This is a genomic window from Pantoea sp. X85 (assembly GCF_029623675.1).
GTDB classification, from domain to species: Bacteria; Pseudomonadota; Gammaproteobacteria; order Enterobacterales; family Enterobacteriaceae; genus Pantoea; species Pantoea leporis.
On the sequence record NZ_CP121108.1, the window covers coordinates 544,073 to 562,739 of the forward strand.

Sequence of the window (18,667 nt, forward strand, 5' to 3'; positions counted from 1 at the left end):
TCAGCGGCTCCTGATTGTTCCCTCTCCCGCTTGCGGGAGAGGGTTAGGGTGAGGGAAAGATCGCTATCCCAACAACCGCTGCAACAACGGTCCAATCTGCTCAAACATCTGCGGTGAAATGATCTCCACGTGGGCGCAATCCATCGGCCACACTTCCAGTTCACCAACATAGGGTGCCCAGGCGCGGCGCGCATCTTGTCCTGGCTGCTGCGTCTGTTCGGCGAGGAACAGCGTGGCGCGACCGTTGAAACGCGCGCTGCGTGCGGTCGCCAGCAGGCGCACCGAACTGGCGTAGTTGGCCTCGATGGTATCGAACATCGCACGCATCTCTTCGCCGGCCTGATGGCGCTGCGCGGCGATAAACTGCTCGCGCTCGCGGTTCACCTCTTCCAGCACCGCCGGATCCAGCACGTTCTCGCCGCGTTTCTCATCCCAGTTTTGCGTTTCTGGTGGCCAGGTATCCAGCAGGCCGAGGAACGCCACCTCTTCACCGGCCGCTTCCAGCCGGGCCGCAATGCCTTGCGCCAGGGTGCCGCCAAGCGAATAGCCGAGGAAATAGTAAGGTCCGTGCGGCTGCACGTCGCGCAGGGTTTGCAGATGGGCGTCGCACACGTCATCCAGATGCGCGCTTTGGTTCAGCGGGCTACTGATATCCGGCGACTGAATGCCGACCAGCGACCAGCGCGCATCGAGATAACGCTGCAGGATGCTGAATTGCCAGGCAAACCCTGACGCCGGATGGAAGCAGAACAGCGTTGGTCCGTTGCCCTGACGCAGCGGCAGCACCGCTTCGAAACCGGCTTGCTGATGGGATTGCGTATCACTGAGCAGCGTTGCCAGCTTCTCCACCGTGGAGGCCACCATGATTTGTCCCACCGACACCGGCTGTTGCAGCTCACGGCGCAGCTGCGCCGCTAAGCGCATCGCCAGCAGCGAATGGCCGCCGAGGGCGAAAAAGTCATCCTGCGCGCTGATTTCCTCGCGCGCCAGCAGCTGACAGAAAGCATTAGCTAAGGTGGTTTCCAGCCCGGCGTGCGGTGCACGTCCCGCACTGGCGCCGGCGGATGCGGGCAACGGCAGCGCTTTGCGATCCAGCTTGCCATTGCTGCTGAGCGGGAAGGCGTCGAGCTGCACAATGGCTACCGGCACCATATGCGCGGGCAAGCGTTGCGCCAGCGCCTGGCGCAGCGCGTCGCTATCAACCGGCTGCCCGGCAATCACGTAGCCGACCAGCTGACGCGCATCACCTTGCGCCGCGGTATCGCCAAGTATCACCGCGTGTGTGACCGCCTGCTCAATGCCGGGCTGCGCGCTGAGCACATGATCGATCTCATTCAGTTCGATACGCTGACCGCGAATCTTCAGCTGATCGTCGCTGCGGCCGAGATATTCCACCGCACCGTTATCCAGCCAGCGCGCCACGTCGCCGGTGAGATACATGCGCTCGCCAGGCATGAAAGGATCGGCGATAAAGCGGCTGGCAGTAAGATCGGGACGGCCGAGATAGCCATGCGCCAGCTGCACGCCGGTTAAGTAGAGATCGCCCGCCACGCCCGGCGGCACCGGCTGCATGCGGGCATCAAGGATGCGCAGGCCGGTATTCCACACCGGGAAACCAATCGGCACGCTGGCACCTTCGACGGCGGCCAGGGCAGCCCCAAACGCCGGATACCAGCTGACATCCACCGCCGCTTCGGTTGGGCCATACAGATTGTGCAGCGGCACGCGCGTCAGTTTTTCCCACTCGCGCGATAAATCCGTCGGCAGCGCTTCACCGCTGCAGAACACGTTACGCAGGCTGGCGCAGCGGGCAATCGCCGCTTGATCGTCCAGCGCCGCGACAAAGGCCGCCAGCATTGAGGGGACGAAATGCGTGGTGGTGACTTTGTAGCGGGCAAACAGCTGCTGCAGCGCTTCCGGGTCGCGATGGGCTTCTGGCGGTGCCATCACCAACCGCGCACCGACCAGCAGCGGCCAGAAGAATTCCCACACCGAAACGTCGAAGCTGCTCGGGGTTTTTTGCAGCACCACGTCGTCGGCTTGCAGCGGATAGCGATCCTGCATCCACAACAGGCGATTGACGATGGCTTCATGCCCCACCAGCACGCCTTTAGGGCGACCGGTCGAACCTGAGGTGTAAATGATGTAGGCGCCATCCTGCGGCGTCGGCGCGCTGGCCGGCTGCGGTGCATGGGCATTGTGATACAGCACATCAAAATGCAGCTGATTGACCGACGCGATGGCGCTGAAGCGCGCGCTGAGCGCTGCGCAGGTGATCAGCGTTTTTGGCGCGGCGTCTTCCAGCATCAGCTGTAAGCGGTCATCCGGATAACCCGTATCGAGCGGCAAATAGGCAGCGCCGAGCGAAACAATCGCCTGTAGCGCCAGGGAGAGCTGCACTGAACGCGGCAGCGCCACGGCGACAATATCGCCACGCTGCACGCCGGCGGCGCTGAGATCGGCGGCCAGCGCAAACACCTGCTGTTGCATCGCGCGATAGCTAAGCTGATGCTGCGCATCGGCCAGCGCCGGTGCATCGGGGGTGCGTGCCGCCTGCTGCGCTAACAGTGACGCCAGCGTTTCTGCTGGCAGCGGATAGGCGGTTTGGTTGATTGCGGCAATCTGCGCATGCTCTTCGGCAGTGAGCAGATCGAGTTCGCCGCACGGCTGCTGCGGCTGTTGCGCCAGCTGATCGAGCAGCAGGGCAAAGCGGCTGGCATGACGCTGCAAAGTTTGTTCGCTGTAGCGTTCGGCATTGGCCAGCAGCTCCAGCGTCAGTTCACCGTGCTCGCTGATGTAAATGGCGATCTCCAGATCGCGCACCGGCCCGGACGCCAGTTGATGGGTGATGCCTTCCACGCCAGCGAAATCGAGCTGGTAGTCAAACATCTTCAGGTTGATCACCGGACCGTACAGCGGATCGCCATCGCCGAGGCGGCCGAGATCGCGCTGCACCTGTTCGGCGTCATAGCGCTGATGACGACGCATCTTTTTCACTTCACCCGCCAGCTGGGCGGCGAGCGCGCCGATCGGCTGCGTCGGATCGTAATGGATTGCCATCGGCAATACGTTGATCACCGGACCGGTGGCGCACAAGGCGGCCGAGCCGATGCGGCGCATAAAGATGAAGCCAGCGGCAAAGTCGTTTTGCCCGCTGAGACGCGCCAGCCACAGCGCCACCAGCGCAAAGGCGAGATCGGCCGCGCTGGCGTGCGGATGCTGCTGCACTAGCCTCTGGAAGGTGCTGCGATCCAGCGTAACGCTGTGGCGCAGCAGATCGGTGCTGGCATGTTGTCCGGCGAGCGGCAGCGGCGAGAGCGAAGCCGGTGAGGGCAGCGCCGCGCCTTTTTCGCGCCAGAACTGGCTGTCACGCATAAAGGAGGAGGATTCGCGGTAGCGCTGATACTCGTCCACCACTTCGCTAAACGGAATAAACGGCGTCGGTTCAGCGGCTTGCTGACGTACGGCCGCGCTGTAGAGATTGGCTATGCGGCGCGTCAGCGCGGTAAAGCTGAAGCCATCCACCACCAAATGATGATAGCGCTGATACCAAAACCAATGCTGATCGTCGAGACGGAACAGGCGGTGATGCCACAGCTTTGCGCCGCTCAATACGCGCAGTTCGCCATTCATATCGTCACGCATCAGCGCGCGCGCTTTGGCGGGCGCATCGGCCTCCGCGCGCAAATCGACAATCTGCGGCAGGCTAAAGGCGTGTGGCTGCGGCCACTGCAAGGCTTCGCCTTCCACCTCACCAAAGGCCATATTCAGCGTGTCGGCTTCCTGCATGCCCGCAACGATCGCCTGCGCCAACAGGGCGCTATCAATCTCACCGCGCAGTTCGACAAAGTGCGCCACCGCGTAAGCGTTGTGATGAGGTGACAGCTGATCGGCAATCCAGATGCCGGGCTGTGCCGCGACTAACGGCAAGGTTTGTTGGTCGGTCATAGGCTTATTCATCAGGGATTCGGACATGGATGCTCCGGTTTGCTCCACAGCGCTTGCAGGCCATTCAGCAGGCCGCCGCGCCAACAGAGCGCGTCATGGCCGCCTTCCACCGGCAGGTAATTCACCTGATAGCCGGCAGCGCTAAGCTGCTGTTGAAGTTGTTGATTAGCTTGCAGAATCAAGCCTTCGCGTTTGCCCGCTTCGAGCCAGAAACGCAGCGGTTGACGCGGTGCAAGACCGTTATCCAGCGCCTGCAGCAGCCAGCCGTGCGGATTGCCGCGTTCCGGCCACCAGAAGGAGCCCGATAAGCTGAGCGCGTTGCCAAAGGTTTCCGGCCAGTGCAGCGCGGCAAACACCGACGCCAGGCCGCCAAAGCTTTGTCCGGCGACGATGGTACTGTCCGCCTGCTGGCGATAAGGCGTTGATTGTGCAATTTGCGGTAACAGTTCTTGCTGAATGGCTTGCCAAAACTGCGCGTTACACGGCAGCTCGCGGCTGCGGTGTTCGCGGTCAATGATGTCGATAAACAGATACACCGCTGGCGGCAAAGAACCGGCATCAGTGAGCTGCTGCAGCGGTCCGGCAATCGGCATGCTGTGCGCCCAGAATTGCCCGTCAAGCATGATGGCCAGCGGACGCTGTGCGGGATTGGCTGCGCCGGTGGTGTAAATCCACACCTTGCGGCTGTTGCCTAATAGCGCGCTATCCCATTGTTGCTGTTGCAGTTCAATGGTTGGCGCTGTGCCGTTATCCACCGCTTGCCACAGCTGTTGATCGGGTGCGTGAGGCAGATGCAGCGGCGAGACGCCCATGCCGCGACCACCGGACCAGCCACGTAAGCTGTTCAAAGGATCGGCCTGCGCCGTCGGAAATTTGTCGCGCCACCAGTTGCGCAGCGTGGACATGTCGGCAACGCCAGTGAAGTCCGTGGCCTGTTCATCGGGCATCAAACAGTAACTGCCGCGCCAGTTGGCGGGCAGCGAGGTCTGCCAATACCAGACGTTGGTGCCCGCCACACGCATTAACGACTGCGGCGGGCGGCGCTGGTGGTGATCGGTCACGCCGGTAATGTTAATCCACACGCGCTGGGTCGACGATTGCGTCTCATCGCCTTGCGGATCACGCCAGAAGAAAGTGACCTGACATTGGCCATCGTCTACTAACTCAATGCGGGGAATACCTTGGGATTGTTGCGCCTGCCACCAGGCCGCACTGCCGGTTACATCATTTCGCCAGGTCATAGGGCTGCCAGTCGGTGTTTACGCGGAGATTTACATAAGCTTGATGAATAATACTATTGATAATAATTTGCATTTGCAATAGGGTGACTGCGCTCAAAAATGAGCACGCCTGTTCCGCCAGATGCTTAGCGTTCGGTAAGGTTGCGCTACGGATGGTTTGAAGGGTCTGGAACTGGGCGCGATATGGACAGGGATCTTCTCACCGGCTCGCCAGTTAAGCATTCAACGGCTTTTTGCTGGCCATCCAGGAACGTATAAAATGAAAAATTACTCACGGTTATCGTTAGCCATTCTGATTGAACTGGGGCTCAGCGCCTCACTGCTTTCCAGCAGCGCCTGGGCAGCAGAGACTTCCTCCAGCAAAACCTCTGCCAGCACGACTGACGCACAATCAATGGACGGCGGCACCTTGATGGTCACCGCGCAGCAGCAGAACCTGCAAGCGCCGGGCGTCTCAACCATTACCGCCGACGAAATCAAAAAACATCCGCCCGCGCGTGATGTGTCTGAAATTATCCGTACCATGCCAGGCGTTAACCTGACAGGCAACTCCACCAGCGGCCAGCGCGGTAACAATCGCCAGATCGATATTCGTGGTATGGGCCCGGAAAACACCTTGATCATGGTGGACGGCATGCCGATCACCAGCCGCAACTCGGTGCGCCTTGGCTGGCGTGGCGAGCGTGATACGCGTGGCGACACCAACTGGGTGCCGCCGGAGATGATCGATCACATCGACGTGATTCGCGGACCGGCGGCGGTGCGTTACGGTAACGGCGCGGCGGGCGGTGTGGTGAATATCATCACCAAAAAACAGACCGATCAGCAGTGGCACGGTTCCTGGAACACCTATTACAACGTGCCGGAACATAAAGCGGAAGGCGCCACTAAGCGCACTAACTTCAGTCTGGAAGGGCCGCTGGGCGATGATTTCAACTTCCGTTTGTACGGTGGTTTAGCCAAAACCCAGGCCGATGCCTATGACATCAACGAAGGGCATGCGGCGGCGCGCACCGGCAGCTATGCGGGCAGCTATCCGGCCGGTCGTGAAGGTTCAGTTAATAAAGATATCAATGCCTTGCTGAGCTGGGCGTTTGCACCGATGCAGACGCTGGAGCTGCAGGCCGGTTACAGCCGTCAGGGCAACCTGTATGCGGGTGATACGCAGAACACCAACACCAGCTCGCTGGTGAAAAGTCTGTACGGTGATGAAACTAACCGCCTGTATCGCCAGAACGTCTCATTGAAATGGACCGGCGCATGGGATAACGGCGTCAGCACCAATACCTACGCGCGCTACGAGAAAACCCGCAACTCGCGCATCAATGAAGGTTTGGCCGGCGGCACCGAAGGCATCTTCTCTAACAGCGGTTTCAACACCATTCAGCTGGATGACGTGCTGCTGCATAGCGAAGTCAGCATTCCATTTGAGCTGCTGTTTAACCAAACGGCGACGCTGGGTACCGAATGGAACCAGCAGCGCATGAAGGATGGCTCTTCCAACACGCAGGCAGCGAGCTACGGTTCGGTGCCGGGCATCGATAACACCGGTCGCAGCCCGTATTCCCAGGCAGAGATTTTCTCGCTGTTTGCGGAAGACAACATGGAGCTGACCGACAGCACTATGCTGACGCCAAGCCTGCGTTTTGATCATCACTCGATTGTTGGCAATAACTGGAGCCCGTCGCTCAACCTGTCACAAGGTTTGGGCGATGACTTCACGCTGAAGATGGGGATTGGTCGCGCCTATAAAGCGCCGAGCCTGTATCAGACCAACCCGAACTACTTGTTGTACAGCAACGGTCAGGGTTGTGCGGCCAGCACCGGCGCCTGTTATCTGCAGGGTAACAGCGACCTGAAAGCGGAAAACAGCATCAATAAAGAGATTGGTCTGGAGTGGAAACACGAAGGTTATCAGGCCGGTTTAACCTGGTTCCGCAACGATTATCGCAACAAGATCGAAGCCGGTTACTCGCCAGTGAGCAAAGCATCCAATGGCACCACAGATATTTATAAGTGGGAAAACGTACCGAAAGCGGTGGTGGAAGGGCTGGAAGGCACCGTCAACGTGCCGTTCTCCGACAGCGTGATGTGGAATAACAACTTCACCTATATGCTGCAGAGTAAGAACAAAGAGACCGGCGATCGTTTATCGGTGATTCCGGAATACACGCTGAATTCGACGCTGAGCTGGCAGGCGACGCAGGATCTGTCGCTGCAAACTACGCTGACCTGGTACGGCACGCAGACGCCGAAGAAGTATGATTACAAAGGGAATCTTTCGACCGGCAGCGCAACGGATAAAGTGAGTCCTTACTCAATTATCGGTATGAGCGGTACCTACGATATCAACAAGTACGCCAGCGTCACGGTGGGCATCGATAACCTGTTCGATAAACGTCACTATCGCGAAGGTAATGCGCAAACCACCGGTAACGCCAACACCAACTCTTATCTGTATGGAGCGGGTGCGAATACCTACAACGAATCTGGTCGTACTTACTTTATGAGCCTGAATACCCACTTCTAACGGCGCTTAGCCAATCAGTTGATGCGGTAAATAGCAGCGGGCAATCAGCCCGCTGCGATCTTCACGGTTCACCAGCTCCAGCCTGCCGCGATGCATCTGCACGATGCGCAGCACGATATTCAAACCCAAACCGCTGCCGCCATAACGCTGATCGCGACGACGAAACGCCTGCGTCAGCTCTTCCGCAGCGGCGGCTTCAATGCCGGGACCCTGATCCCACACTTCAATGATCACCTGCTGCTGGTCCTGCTGCATCTTCACCACGACTTCGCTGCCAGCCGGGCTGTAGCGCGAGGCGTTTTCCAGCAGATTGCGCAGCATCAGGCGCAGCAGTACCGCTTCACCTTGCTGCGGCACATCGTCGTTCTGCGGCCAGTGCAGGATTTGCTGACGCTGTTGATACAGCTCGGTCATTTCTGGCTCCAGCGGCTGCATGATGTCCTGTTGCCACTGCAACTGCTGATAGTGACCGCCCGCCAGCGCTTGCCCGGCGCGCGATAACATCAACAGCTGTTCCACGGTGTGCATCAGCTGATCGATACGTTCAATTAGCATCTCGCTCTGCGGCACGTTCTGCTGGTGGAGCAGCTCGAGATGCAGGCGCAATCCGGCCAGCGGCGTGCGCAGCTCGTGCGCCGCATCGGCGGTGAACAGGCGCTCCTGCTGCAACGTGTGATCGAGGCGTGAAAACAGTTGGTTGATCGAGGTGGTTACCGCCACGATTTCATCCATTTCGGAGTAGATCGGCAACGGTGTCAGATTATCCGCTGAACGATGCGCAAGGCTGTCCTGCAGCGATTTCAGCGGACGAATAATCCAGTTAATCGCCCAAAACGACAGCAGCAAGGTAAGGGCGACCATGACTAAGGAAGGCAGCAGCAACGAGGCAATGGCTTCACGGATCTCGTTTTCTACCCGATCGTTACGCGCCTGCGCAGAGAGCGTTTCGTTGACTAAAAAACTGATCTGCTCGCGGCTTTCATGCCAGAGCCAGATGGCGCTCATCACCTGACAGGTGAGGAGAATCAGCGCCAGCATAATCAATAACCGCTGACGCATGCTGTTCATTCGCGGATTTCCAGACGGTAACCGACGCCGCGCACGGTTTTTATGCGATCTTTCCCGAGCTTGCGACGCAAATTGTGGATGTGAACTTCGAGAGTGTTGGAGCCGGGATCGTCATTCCAGCTGTAGAGATCCTGTTGCAGCGTTTCGCGGTGTACGTTTTGCCCCACGCGCATCAGTAAGCGGGTGAGCAGTGCGAACTCTTTGGGCGTGATCTCCAGCGGCTGATCTTCCAGCAGAACCTGTTGTGAACTGAGATTGAGTGTCAGATCGCCCTGTTGCAGCAGGTTATCGCTGTGGCCCTGATAACGGCGGATGAGCGCCCGCACGCGTGCCTGCAGTTCAACCAATGCAAACGGCTTCACCAGATAATCGTCAGCGCCGGCATCCAAACCATCAACGCGATCCTCCAGCGCATCGCGCGCCGTGAGGATCAGTACCGGCACCGCAATGCCGTCGCGTCGCCATTGTCGCAGCAGTGATGCGCCATCGCGATCCGGCAAGCCGAGATCGAGCACGATCAGGCTGTACTGACCGCTACGCAGCAGCGCGTTGCTCTCTGCGGCGGTACTGGCGCAGTCGATGGCGTAGCCTTGCGAGCTTAATGCCTGCGCGAGGCCCGATTGCAACAGCGCATCATCTTCAACGATTAGCAGTTTCATCAGTTGTTCTTGTTGATATCCGTATAGAGGCGGCTCTCAAAACGTACCAGCGGAATGCGGCGCGTTTTCTGATTTTCCGGCGGTACCGCGTAACCGGACAGGAACTGGACAAAGGCGACGCGCGCGCCGCTGGAGGTGGTGATGAATCCTGCCAGATTATAGACGCCCTGCAGCGAACCGGTTTTCGCCGAGACTTTGCCATCCAGCCCTGCTTCATGCAGACCGCCGCGATATTGCAGCGTGCCGTCGTAACCGGCCAGCGGCAGCATCGAAATGTAATTCAGCGTCGAATCATTTTTCGCAATGTATTGCAGCACTTGCATCATGGTTTCTGGCGCGATCAGGTCATGACGCGACAGCCCGGAACCATCAACCTGAATGCTGTTGCCGAGATCGACCCCGGCTTTTTCGCGCAGAATACGACGTACCGCATCTGAACCCGCTCGGAAGGTGCCAGGCACATTGAAGTAATGATGGCCGATGGTGCGGAACACGGTGTCGGCAATCATGTTGTCCGACTTCTTCAGCATAGTGTGCAGCAGCGTGTGCAGCGGCGCTGATTGCGTTGAAGCCAACACGGTACCCGGCGACGTCACTTGCGCCTGGCGAACCAAATGACCGCTGTAATCAATATCGGCGGCGCGCAGCTCGGCTTTAAGTATCTCACCGGCCCACGCAGCACCATCCTGCACGGCAAAGGCCAGCGGCAGCGGCTCTGACCGTTGACGCATGCAGCCGGTTAAGGTGTAACGATTGAGCTCGCCTGGCACCACATCCAGCTCGCAATATTGTCCGTCACCGCTGTTGCGGCCAATGGTGCGCACCTGACTGAACATATGGGCCGGATAATAGGAGGCGATACGCACAAAGGCGTTTTCGCCCGGTGTATTGGCGCTATACAGCGATACTGAGAAACAGTTTTTATCGACGATGGCCGCTGCCGGTGGCGCACTGAAGCACTGCGTCAAATCGTTCCACGGCCAGCCTGGCGCCATATCGTGGCTGGCGAACACCGAGGTGTCGATCACCAGATTGCCCTTAATATGGGTGATGCCCTGCTTTTTCAGCGCTGTGACCATGTTGCGCAGATCCTGGCGGCTCAGCGTAGGATCGCCGCCAAATCGTGCCACTAAATCGCCATTCAGGGTGCCGTCATTGACCGCTCCTTTGGTTTCCATGGTGGTCTGGAAACGAAAATCGGGCCCGAGCTCTAATAAAGCCGCCAGCGCTGTCACCACTTTCATGGTGCTGGCCGGTAACGCCATCTGTTTGCCGTGATAATCGATTATCGGGGTGGATGCGCCCACTTTTTGTACCATCAGCGCCAGGTTTGCGCCGTCTGGCAAATACTGCATGTATTCTTCAACGGGAGCTGCTTGTGCCTGCAGCATAAACGCACAGGTTAATCCGGTAACAAGTCGTGAAAATCGCATAATCTCGCGGTAACTGACGGGTGAGGGCGTCAATACTACGTCCCCGGACGGTGCAAAGTAAACGATGACCCACAGGGAACTCTGGGGTAAAATACGTATCAAAATGCAAAACCGAACCTGACCCGGAAAGCTTTCCGGGTCAGGCTTCTTTTGCTTGTGAAAAGAGGTAACGCGCTGCAGAAGCTGTTTTCTGCTGTCACCGGTCAGGATGACGCCGTTAACCAGGATAGATGACGAGGAGCCAAAATGAATCAGATTCCGATGACGTTGAAAGGCGCTGAGAAGCTGCGCGAAGAGCTGAACGAACTGAAAACTGTGAAGCGTCCGCGCATCATCGCCTCCATCGCCACAGCCCGTGAGCACGGCGATTTGAAAGAGAATGCCGAATATCATGCGGCTCGCGAAGAACAGGGTTTCTGCGAGGGGCGTATTCAGGAGATTGAAGCCAAGCTTTCCAATGCGCAAGTCATTGATGTGACTGCCATGCCGAAAACCGGTCGCGTGATTTTTGGCGCTACCGTGACCATTCTCAATGTGGATACGGATGAAGAGTTCACCTATCGCATCGTGGGTGACGATGAAGCTGACTTCAAGCAGAACCTGATTTCAGTGAATTCGCCGATGGCGCGTGGATTGGTTGGAAAATCAGCCGACGATGTCGCGATTGTGAAAACCCCAGGCGGGGATGTGGAATATGAAGTCCTGAAGGTGGAATACCTTTAAGATATTGCTACGCTTTGCAATATGTCGCTGCATTTTGTAAAGAAAGGAAAAAGGCCGCATTGCGGCCTTTTATCACATGCAGGAGCGTGGCACTTTCTTTGCCCGTCGCCGCCTTTAAAGGCATGATTAACGCGGAAGAGTAATTTTACGCTCTTTGGCAGGGCGATACAGCACCAGCGTGTTGCCGATTACCTGTACGTTGCCTGCTTTAGTTTCACGCACGATAGCGTCCACGATCAGCTGCTTAGTTTCACGATCTTCCGAGGCAATTTTTACCTTGATCAATTCGTGATGCTCGAGCGCCAGTTCGATTTCGGCAAGCACGCCTTCGGTCAGGCCATTTCCGCCCAGCATGACAACCGGCTTAAGCGGATGGGCAAGGCCTTTCAGGTGCTGTTTTTGTTTGGTACTCAGATTCATCGTATTTTTTGCTTACTCAGGGATTGAAAACGGTTCATTCTACCGCCATCTCGGGTATATCGCCAAATCAACGCGACCATTGCGTGCTGATTTATCGCTACGATGACGATTTAATTGGAAAAATTATGACGGGTAAAAAGCGTTCGGCCAGTTCCAGTCGCTGGCTACAGGAACACTTTAGCGATAAATATGTGCTGCAGGCACAGAAAAAAGGGTTACGTTCGCGTGCCTGGTTTAAACTTGAAGAAATTCAGCAGGGTGACAAGATTTTCAAACCCGGGATGACGGTTGTTGATCTCGGTGCGGCACCCGGCGGTTGGTCGCAATACGTGGTTCAGCTTATCGGATCAAGTGGTCGTATCATCGCCTGCGATCTGTTACCAATGGATCCGATTGTCGGCGTTGATTTTTTGCAGGGCGATTTTCGTGATGAGGCGGTACTTAACGCCTTACTGGAGCGCGTTGGCGACCAAAAGGTGCAGGTGGTGATGTCTGATATGGCACCCAACATGAGCGGTACACCTGCGGTTGATATTCCACGTTCGATGTATTTGGTAGAATTGGCGCTGGAAATGTGTCGGGATATCCTGGCCCCAGGCGGCAGTTTTGTCGTGAAAGTGTTTCAGGGAGATGGCTTCGATGAATACCTGCGGGAAATTCGCTCCCTGTTTACGAAAGTAAAAATTCGTAAGCCGGACGCTTCGCGATTACGTTCGCGCGAAGTGTACATTGTGGCGACGGGGCGCAAACTTTAGCCCGAATTGCCGGAATCAAAGCAAGACGACCAATGCGTTTACTCTGATGTGTAATTCTGAGTTTCAGGGTAAACAAGCAAAATCATCCGCACTGCGATTCCAGGTATGAAGGATCTATAGTACCCTACGCTGTCTGTTAACATCGTTGTAATATGAGGTTAATCCCTTGAGTGACATGGCGAAAAACCTGATTCTCTGGTTAGTCATCGCGGTCGTGCTGATGTCTGTATTCCAGAGCTTTGGGCCCAGCGAGTCGAATGGCCGTAGGGTTGATTATTCAACTTTCCTATCGGAAGTGAACCAAGATCAGGTCCGCGAGGCACGAATTAACGGGCGTGAGATTAACGTTGTCAAAAAAGACAGCAATAAATACACCACCTATATCCCCGTCAACGATCCTAAGTTACTCGATAACCTGTTGACCAAAAACGTCAAAGTCGTTGGCGAACCGCCTGAAGAACCAAGCCTGCTGGCTTCCATCTTCATCTCATGGTTCCCAATGCTGCTGCTAATTGGCGTGTGGATCTTCTTTATGCGGCAGATGCAGGGCGGCGGCGGCAAGGGCGCGATGTCCTTCGGCAAGAGCAAAGCCCGCATGCTGACCGAAGATCAGATCAAAACCACTTTTGCTGACGTGGCCGGTTGTGATGAGGCCAAAGAAGAAGTTGGTGAGCTGGTTGAGTATCTACGTGAGCCGAGCCGTTTCCAGAAGCTGGGCGGTAAAATTCCGAAAGGCGTCCTGATGGTCGGCCCTCCGGGTACCGGTAAAACGCTGCTGGCGAAAGCGATTGCTGGTGAAGCGAAAGTCCCGTTCTTTACCATTTCCGGTTCTGACTTCGTGGAAATGTTTGTCGGTGTCGGTGCATCTCGTGTGCGTGACATGTTCGAACAAGCGAAGAAAGCGGCACCGTGCATCATCTTTATTGATGAAATCGATGCGGTTGGCCGTCAGCGTGGCGCCGGTTTAGGCGGTGGTCACGATGAACGTGAACAAACGCTGAACCAGATGCTGGTTGAGATGGATGGCTTTGAAGGTAATGAAGGCATCATCGTTATCGCGGCAACTAACCGTCCAGACGTCCTTGACCCGGCGCTGCTGCGTCCAGGCCGCTTTGACCGTCAGGTTGTGGTGGGTCTGCCAGACGTGCGTGGTCGTGAGCAGATTCTGAAAGTCCATATGCGTCGTGTGCCGCTGGCAACCGATATGGATCCATCAGTTATCGCACGTGGTACGCCTGGTTTCTCCGGTGCGGATTTGGCTAACCTGGTCAACGAAGCTGCGCTGTTTGCTGCTCGCGGCAACAAGCGTGTTGTTTCGATGGTTGAGTTTGAAAAAGCCAAAGACAAAATCATGATGGGTGCGGAACGTCGCTCCATGGTGATGACCGAAGAGCAGAAAGAATCGACGGCTTATCATGAAGCGGGTCACGCGATCGTGGGTACGCTGGTTCCGGGTTACGATCCGGTGCACAAGGTCACCATCATTCCACGTGGTCGTGCTCTGGGTGTGGCTTTCTTCTTGCCAGTAGGTGATGAGATCAGCGCCAACCGTCAGAAGCTGGAAAGCCGTATTTCTGTGGCTTACGGCGGACGTCTGGCGGAAGAGATCATTTATGGTCCGGACTATGTTTCTACCGGTGCTTCATCTGACATCAAAATGGCGACCAGCGTAGCACGCAACATGGTCACGCAGTGGGGCTTCTCTGAGAAGCTGGGTCCATTGCTTTACGCTGAAGAAGAGGGCGAAGTGTTCCTCGGTCGCTCAGTGGCGAAAGCAAAACACATGTCAGATGAAACGGCGCGCATTATCGATCAGGAAGTTAAACACCTTATTGATACCAACTATCAGCGCGCACGCCGTATTCTGAATGAAAACATGGACATCCTTCACGCGATGAAAGACGCGCTGATGAAGTATGAGACCATCGATGCACCGCAGATCAGCGATCTGATGGCACGCCGCGAAGTGCGTCCACCAGCAGGTTGGGAAGAGGCGAAAGTTGCTGTGGGTAACGGCGACTCTACGCAGGCTCCACGTCCTGTTGATGACCCGAAAACGCCGGGTTCAGACAAGATCATGTGATGGCACTCTGGCGGGATGCGTTGCTCACCGCCAGTTCTCCCTCCCGCAATACTTGTTACAATGCAAACCCCGGCCAGTCCGGGGTTTTTTACATTCCGCGATTCAGTGATTCCTCAAGGAGATTCTCGCCATGAAGTTGTTCGCCCGTGATTCCCATCTCGATCTCTCTTTTCCCCATGTGATGGGTATTTTGAATGTCACGCCGGACTCTTTCTCTGATGGTGGAAGTCACAACACGCTGGTCGATGCGCTGACGCACACCAATGAAATGGTGAATGCCGGTGCCACCATTATTGATGTGGGCGGTGAATCAACGCGTCCGGGCGCTGATGAAGTTAGCGTGGAAGAGGAGCTGGCACGCGTTATTCCGGTGGTGGAAGCCATCACGCAGCGTTTTGAGGTGTGGATTTCGGTCGATACTTCCAAGCCAGAAGTGATCCGTGAAGCGGCGCGAGTGGGTGCTCACATTATCAATGACATTCGTTCTTTGTCCGAACCGGGCGCGCTGGCGGCGGCGGCAGAAACAGGCTTGCCGGTGTGTCTGATGCATATGCAAGGTGAACCGCGCACCATGCAGCAGGCACCGGAATATAGCCACATCGTGAGCGAAGTGGACGCTTACTTCGCTGCACAGATTGCGCGATGTGAAGCCGCCGGCATCAAAAAAGATAATCTGATGCTCGATCCTGGCTTCGGTTTCGGTAAGAATCTCAGCCACAACTATGAACTGCTGGCCAACCTCAGCCATTTCCACCACTACGGCTTACCGCTGTTGGTAGGAATGTCACGCAAGTCGATGGTTGGGCAGTTGCTAAATGTCGGTCCGGCCCAGCGTCTGACCGGAAGCCTCAGCTGTGCGGTGATTGCCGCCATGCAAGGGGCGCAAATTATTCGCGTGCATGATGTGAAAGAGACTGTCGAAGCGATGCGCGTCGTCGAAGCGACACGGAGAGCAAAAGGATAAAGCATGAGTAATCGTAAATATTTCGGTACAGATGGGATTCGCGGCAAAGTCGGTGAAGCACCGATTACCCCTGATTTTGTCCTCAAGTTAGGCTGGGCGGCCGGTAAGGTGCTGGCGCGCCAGGGTTCACGCAAAGTATTGATTGGTAAAGATACGCGTATTTCAGGCTATATGCTGGAATCGGCACTGGAAGCGGGCCTGGCGGCGGCGGGATTGTCGGCGGCCTTCACCGGCCCGATGCCGACACCTGCAATTGCTTATCTGACCCGCACTTTCCGCGCGGAAGCGGGCATTGTGATTTCAGCTTCTCATAATCCCTTTGACGACAATGGCATCAAATTCTTCTCGGCTGAAGGTACCAAGCTGCCGGACGAAGTTGAAGAAGCCATCGAACTGGAGATGGAAAAGCCAATCACTTGCGTAGAGTCGGCTGAACTGGGCCGCGCCAGTCGCATTGTCGATGCTGCTGGTCGTTACATCGAATTCTGCAAAGGGACTTTCCCAAGCGAGCTGAGCCTGAATGGGCTAAAGATTGTGGTCGATTGTGCGAATGGCGCGACGTATCACATTGCGCCTAATGTGCTGCGTGAGCTGGGTGCGAATGTGATTGCTATCGGCGTGCAGCCGGATGGCATGAACATCAACAAAGATTGCGGTGCGACCGATCTGCGTTTGCTGCAGCATCGCGTATTGGAAGAGAAGGCCGATCTCGGACTGGCGTACGACGGTGATGGCGACCGCATCATGATGGTTGACCATTTAGGTCACAAAGTCGATGGCGATCAAATTCTCTACATCATTGCGCGTGAAGGGCTGCGTCAGGGCCAGCTGCGCGGTGGCGTGGTGGGCACGTTAATGAGCAACATGGGTCTGGAACTGGCACTGAAACAGCTGGGTATTCCGTTTACCCGTGCGAAAGTGGGCGACCGCTATGTGCTGGAAAAAATGCAGGAGAAGGGCTGGCGTCTAGGAGCCGAAAACTCCGGTCACGTCATTCTGCTGGACAAAACCACCACCGGCGACGGCATCGTAGCAAGTTTGCAAGTGCTCACTGCAATCGTACGCAACCATATGACGCTACATGACCTGTGCAGCGGCATGAAAATGCTGCCGCAGATTCTGGTCAATGTGCGCTTCGCTGGCGAGCACGATCCGCTGGAAAGCGAAAGCGTGAAAGCTGTGACTTCGGAAGCTGAAAAAACGCTGGCGGGACGCGGTCGTGTGTTGCTGCGCAAATCCGGCACTGAACCCCTGATTCGTGTAATGGTGGAAGGTGAAGATGAGGCGCAGGTCAGTGCGCTGGCGCATAAAATCGCGGATGCAGTAAAAGCGGTGTAAGTTTTCAGGCGGGGAGTTTTTAAACTTTCCGCCTGCAAAATCACCGGTATGGTGCTTTTTTCCGCAATCGAAAGCGATGGTGAAAATTGCACTTGCAGAGGTATGTGCCTTTGGTTAGTATTCACACCCGCTTCTGATGGGTGATGACGAGACTCCCCATCGATATTGGTTGAAGCTTTAACTGTGCAGATAACGCGCAAGGAAACAGGTTGATTATGTACGAAGCTCTGTTAGTTGTTTTCCTTATTGTAGCGATTGGCCTCGTGGGTTTGATCATGCTGCAGCAAGGCAAAGGCGCTGATATGGGAGCCTCATTCGGTGCAGGCGCTTCTGGTACGCTGTTTGGTTCAAATGGGTCTGGCAACTTTATGACTCGCATGACCGCGGTACTGGCTACGCTGTTCTTCATCATCAGCTTGGTTCTGGGTAACCTGAACAGTAATAAAACAGCCAAAGGTAGCGAGTGGGATAACCTCACTGCGCCGGCGCAGTCTGAACAGCAGACTCAGCCAGCTAAACCGGCAACACCGGGCAATGATATCCCGCAGTAAGATCGTCAACGCTGTAGTGCGATAAAACAACGTCGCAGTCTAGTGATGTACCGAGGTGGTGAAATTGGTAGACACGCTACCTTGAGGTGGTAGTGCTCGAAAGGGCTTACGGGTTCAAGTCCCGTCCTCGGTACCAAATCTCAGTTTAACTTGCATTTTTTGCAAGGTCGGCGTATTATTCGCCACGTTTTCGGACGCGGGGTGGAGCAGCCTGGTAGCTCGTCGGGCTCATAACCCGAAGGTCGTCGGTTCAAATCCGGCCCCCGCAACCACTTTCCCTTAGAGTTCTTTTTCAAATATACTGTATGCATCGACGGACGCAATCTCAGTGATTTTTGAAAAAAATTCTTTTGGATTGTGCTCCGAAGCCGCTATGCGGCGTACAGGGTCCAGTCACAAAAAGCCCCGAATATTCGGGGTTTTTTGTTATCAGGAAATCGAAACACTGGGCTATAGGCCCTTTTTTTATGTCTTGGGGGTGGGCTTGTCCACATTAGAGCAAAAATTGACAGAGTTGATCTCTGCTCCAGTAGAAGCGCTTGGCTACGAATTAGTCGGTATTGAGTTTATTCGTGGTCGCACATCAACCCTGCGCATCTATATTGATAGTGAAGAGGGTATCAATGTTGATGATTGCGCCGATGTTAGCCACCAGGTTAGCGCAGTAATGGATGTGGAAGATCCAATTACCGTGGCTTACAACCTTGAAGTTTCCTCGCCGGGTCTCGAACGTCCTCTTTTCACTGCTGAACACTATGCACGTTTTGTCGGTGACGAGGTGAGCCTGGTACTACGCATGGCCGTACAAAACCGCCGTAAATGGCAGGGTATCATCAAGTCTGTTGAAGGCGAGATGATCACGGTGACCGTTGAGGGTAACGATGAAGTGTTCGCGCTGAGCAACATTCAGAAAGCGAACCTGGTCCCCCACTTTTAAAAGTCCGGATTGAGGCT

At 55.9% G+C, this 18,667-nt stretch carries 14 protein-coding genes and 2 tRNA genes; 10 read left to right on the forward strand and 6 right to left on the reverse strand.

Translation table 11 applies throughout. The features are described from left to right. Positions 1-63 precede the first annotated feature (63 nt). The gene (locus P6287_RS02455) at positions 64-3,975 is read right to left on the reverse strand and encodes an enterobactin synthase subunit F (RefSeq protein ID WP_277974445.1); all 3,912 of its coding nucleotides are present in this window, start codon (positions 3,973-3,975) and stop codon (positions 64-66) included. Next, on the reverse strand, positions 3,960-5,189 hold the full coding sequence (fes, locus tag P6287_RS02460) for an enterochelin esterase (RefSeq protein ID WP_277974446.1): 1,230 nt from the start codon (positions 5,187-5,189) through the stop codon (positions 3,960-3,962). Before fes ends, P6287_RS02455 begins: the two co-directional genes overlap by 16 nt. A gap of 259 nt (positions 5,190-5,448) precedes the next feature. On the opposite strand from fes, the gene P6287_RS02465 reads away from it, so the two are divergent. Further along, positions 5,449-7,719, forward strand: a complete 2,271-nt coding sequence (locus tag P6287_RS02465) for a TonB-dependent siderophore receptor (RefSeq protein ID WP_277974447.1) — start codon at positions 5,449-5,451, stop codon at positions 7,717-7,719. A gap of 6 nt (positions 7,720-7,725) precedes the next feature. Here P6287_RS02465 and pmrB read toward each other — a convergent pair whose 3' ends face one another. From pmrB to dacB, 3 genes are read right to left on the reverse strand one after another with little or no spacing between them, the layout of a single operon-like run. Further along, entirely contained in the window at positions 7,726-8,787 is a 1,062-nt protein-coding gene (gene pmrB, locus P6287_RS02470; protein ID WP_277974448.1) for a two-component system sensor histidine kinase PmrB, read from the reverse strand. Beyond that, the gene (gene pmrA, locus P6287_RS02475) at positions 8,784-9,446 is read right to left on the reverse strand and encodes a two-component system response regulator PmrA (RefSeq protein ID WP_101762257.1); all 663 of its coding nucleotides are present in this window, start codon (positions 9,444-9,446) and stop codon (positions 8,784-8,786) included. The genes pmrB and pmrA overlap by 4 nt, the downstream gene beginning before the upstream one ends. Continuing rightward, positions 9,446-10,879, reverse strand: a complete 1,434-nt coding sequence (dacB, locus tag P6287_RS02480; RefSeq protein WP_137386837.1) for a serine-type D-Ala-D-Ala carboxypeptidase — start codon at positions 10,877-10,879, stop codon at positions 9,446-9,448. Before dacB ends, pmrA begins: the two co-directional genes overlap by 1 nt. A gap of 246 nt (positions 10,880-11,125) precedes the next feature. On the opposite strand from dacB, the gene greA reads away from it, so the two are divergent. Then, entirely contained in the window at positions 11,126-11,602 is a 477-nt protein-coding gene (gene greA / locus P6287_RS02485; protein WP_110868068.1) for a transcription elongation factor GreA, read from the forward strand. Between the two features lie 126 nt (positions 11,603-11,728). On the opposite strand, the gene yhbY is transcribed toward greA, so the two are convergent. Next, positions 11,729-12,022 (reverse strand): ribosome assembly RNA-binding protein YhbY, encoded by a 294-nt coding sequence (gene yhbY, locus P6287_RS02490; RefSeq protein WP_007886683.1) that lies wholly within the window; start codon positions 12,020-12,022, stop codon positions 11,729-11,731. Between the two features lie 125 nt (positions 12,023-12,147). Between yhbY and rlmE the strand changes: the two genes are divergently transcribed. The 8 genes from rlmE (at position 12,148) to rimP (ending at position 18,650) form a co-directional block, all read left to right on the forward strand. Next, positions 12,148-12,777, forward strand: a complete 630-nt coding sequence (gene rlmE / locus P6287_RS02495) for a 23S rRNA (uridine(2552)-2'-O)-methyltransferase RlmE (protein ID WP_007886684.1) — start codon at positions 12,148-12,150, stop codon at positions 12,775-12,777. Between the two features lie 175 nt (positions 12,778-12,952). Then, a complete protein-coding gene (gene ftsH / locus P6287_RS02500; RefSeq protein ID WP_036620266.1) occupies positions 12,953-14,860 on the forward strand; it encodes an ATP-dependent zinc metalloprotease FtsH in 1,908 nt (635 codons plus the stop codon). 130 nt (positions 14,861-14,990) lie between these two features. After that, on the forward strand, positions 14,991-15,824 hold the full coding sequence (gene folP / locus P6287_RS02505; RefSeq protein WP_277974449.1) for a dihydropteroate synthase: 834 nt from the start codon (positions 14,991-14,993) through the stop codon (positions 15,822-15,824). A 3-nt stretch (positions 15,825-15,827) separates the two neighbouring features. Further along, entirely contained in the window at positions 15,828-17,162 is a 1,335-nt protein-coding gene (glmM, locus tag P6287_RS02510) for a phosphoglucosamine mutase (protein ID WP_192412499.1), read from the forward strand. Between the two features lie 215 nt (positions 17,163-17,377). Then, complete coding sequence (gene secG, locus P6287_RS02515; RefSeq protein ID WP_007886689.1) at positions 17,378-17,713, forward strand: preprotein translocase subunit SecG; 336 nt, start codon at positions 17,378-17,380, stop codon at positions 17,711-17,713. 49 nt (positions 17,714-17,762) lie between these two features. Further along, positions 17,763-17,849, forward strand: a tRNA-Leu gene (locus tag P6287_RS02520). Between the two features lie 59 nt (positions 17,850-17,908). Then, a tRNA-Met gene (locus P6287_RS02525) sits at positions 17,909-17,985 on the forward strand. Positions 17,986-18,197: 212 nt separating this feature from the next. Further along, positions 18,198-18,650, forward strand: a complete 453-nt coding sequence (rimP, locus tag P6287_RS02530) for a ribosome maturation factor RimP (protein WP_137386838.1) — start codon at positions 18,198-18,200, stop codon at positions 18,648-18,650. Positions 18,651-18,667: the final 17 nt, after the last annotated feature.

Coding starts and splice junctions, on each gene's coding strand:
- P6287_RS02455 (WP_277974445.1), bottom strand. CDS start 3,975: ATGTCCGAATCCCTGATGAATAAGCCTATGACCGACCAACAAACCTTG.
- fes (WP_277974446.1), bottom strand. CDS start 5,189: ATGACCTGGCGAAATGATGTAACCGGCAGTGCGGCCTGGTGGCAGGCG.
- P6287_RS02465 (WP_277974447.1), top strand. CDS start 5,449: ATGAAAAATTACTCACGGTTATCGTTAGCCATTCTGATTGAACTGGGG.
- pmrB (WP_277974448.1), bottom strand. CDS start 8,787: ATGAACAGCATGCGTCAGCGGTTATTGATTATGCTGGCGCTGATTCTC.
- pmrA (WP_101762257.1), bottom strand. CDS start 9,446: ATGAAACTGCTAATCGTTGAAGATGATGCGCTGTTGCAATCGGGCCTC.
- dacB (WP_137386837.1), bottom strand. CDS start 10,879: ATGCGATTTTCACGACTTGTTACCGGATTAACCTGTGCGTTTATGCTG.
- greA (WP_110868068.1), top strand. CDS start 11,126: ATGAATCAGATTCCGATGACGTTGAAAGGCGCTGAGAAGCTGCGCGAA.
- yhbY (WP_007886683.1), bottom strand. CDS start 12,022: ATGAATCTGAGTACCAAACAAAAACAGCACCTGAAAGGCCTTGCCCAT.
- rlmE (WP_007886684.1), top strand. CDS start 12,148: ATGACGGGTAAAAAGCGTTCGGCCAGTTCCAGTCGCTGGCTACAGGAA.
- ftsH (WP_036620266.1), top strand. CDS start 12,953: ATGGCGAAAAACCTGATTCTCTGGTTAGTCATCGCGGTCGTGCTGATG.
- folP (WP_277974449.1), top strand. CDS start 14,991: ATGAAGTTGTTCGCCCGTGATTCCCATCTCGATCTCTCTTTTCCCCAT.
- glmM (WP_192412499.1), top strand. CDS start 15,828: ATGAGTAATCGTAAATATTTCGGTACAGATGGGATTCGCGGCAAAGTC.
- secG (WP_007886689.1), top strand. CDS start 17,378: ATGTACGAAGCTCTGTTAGTTGTTTTCCTTATTGTAGCGATTGGCCTC.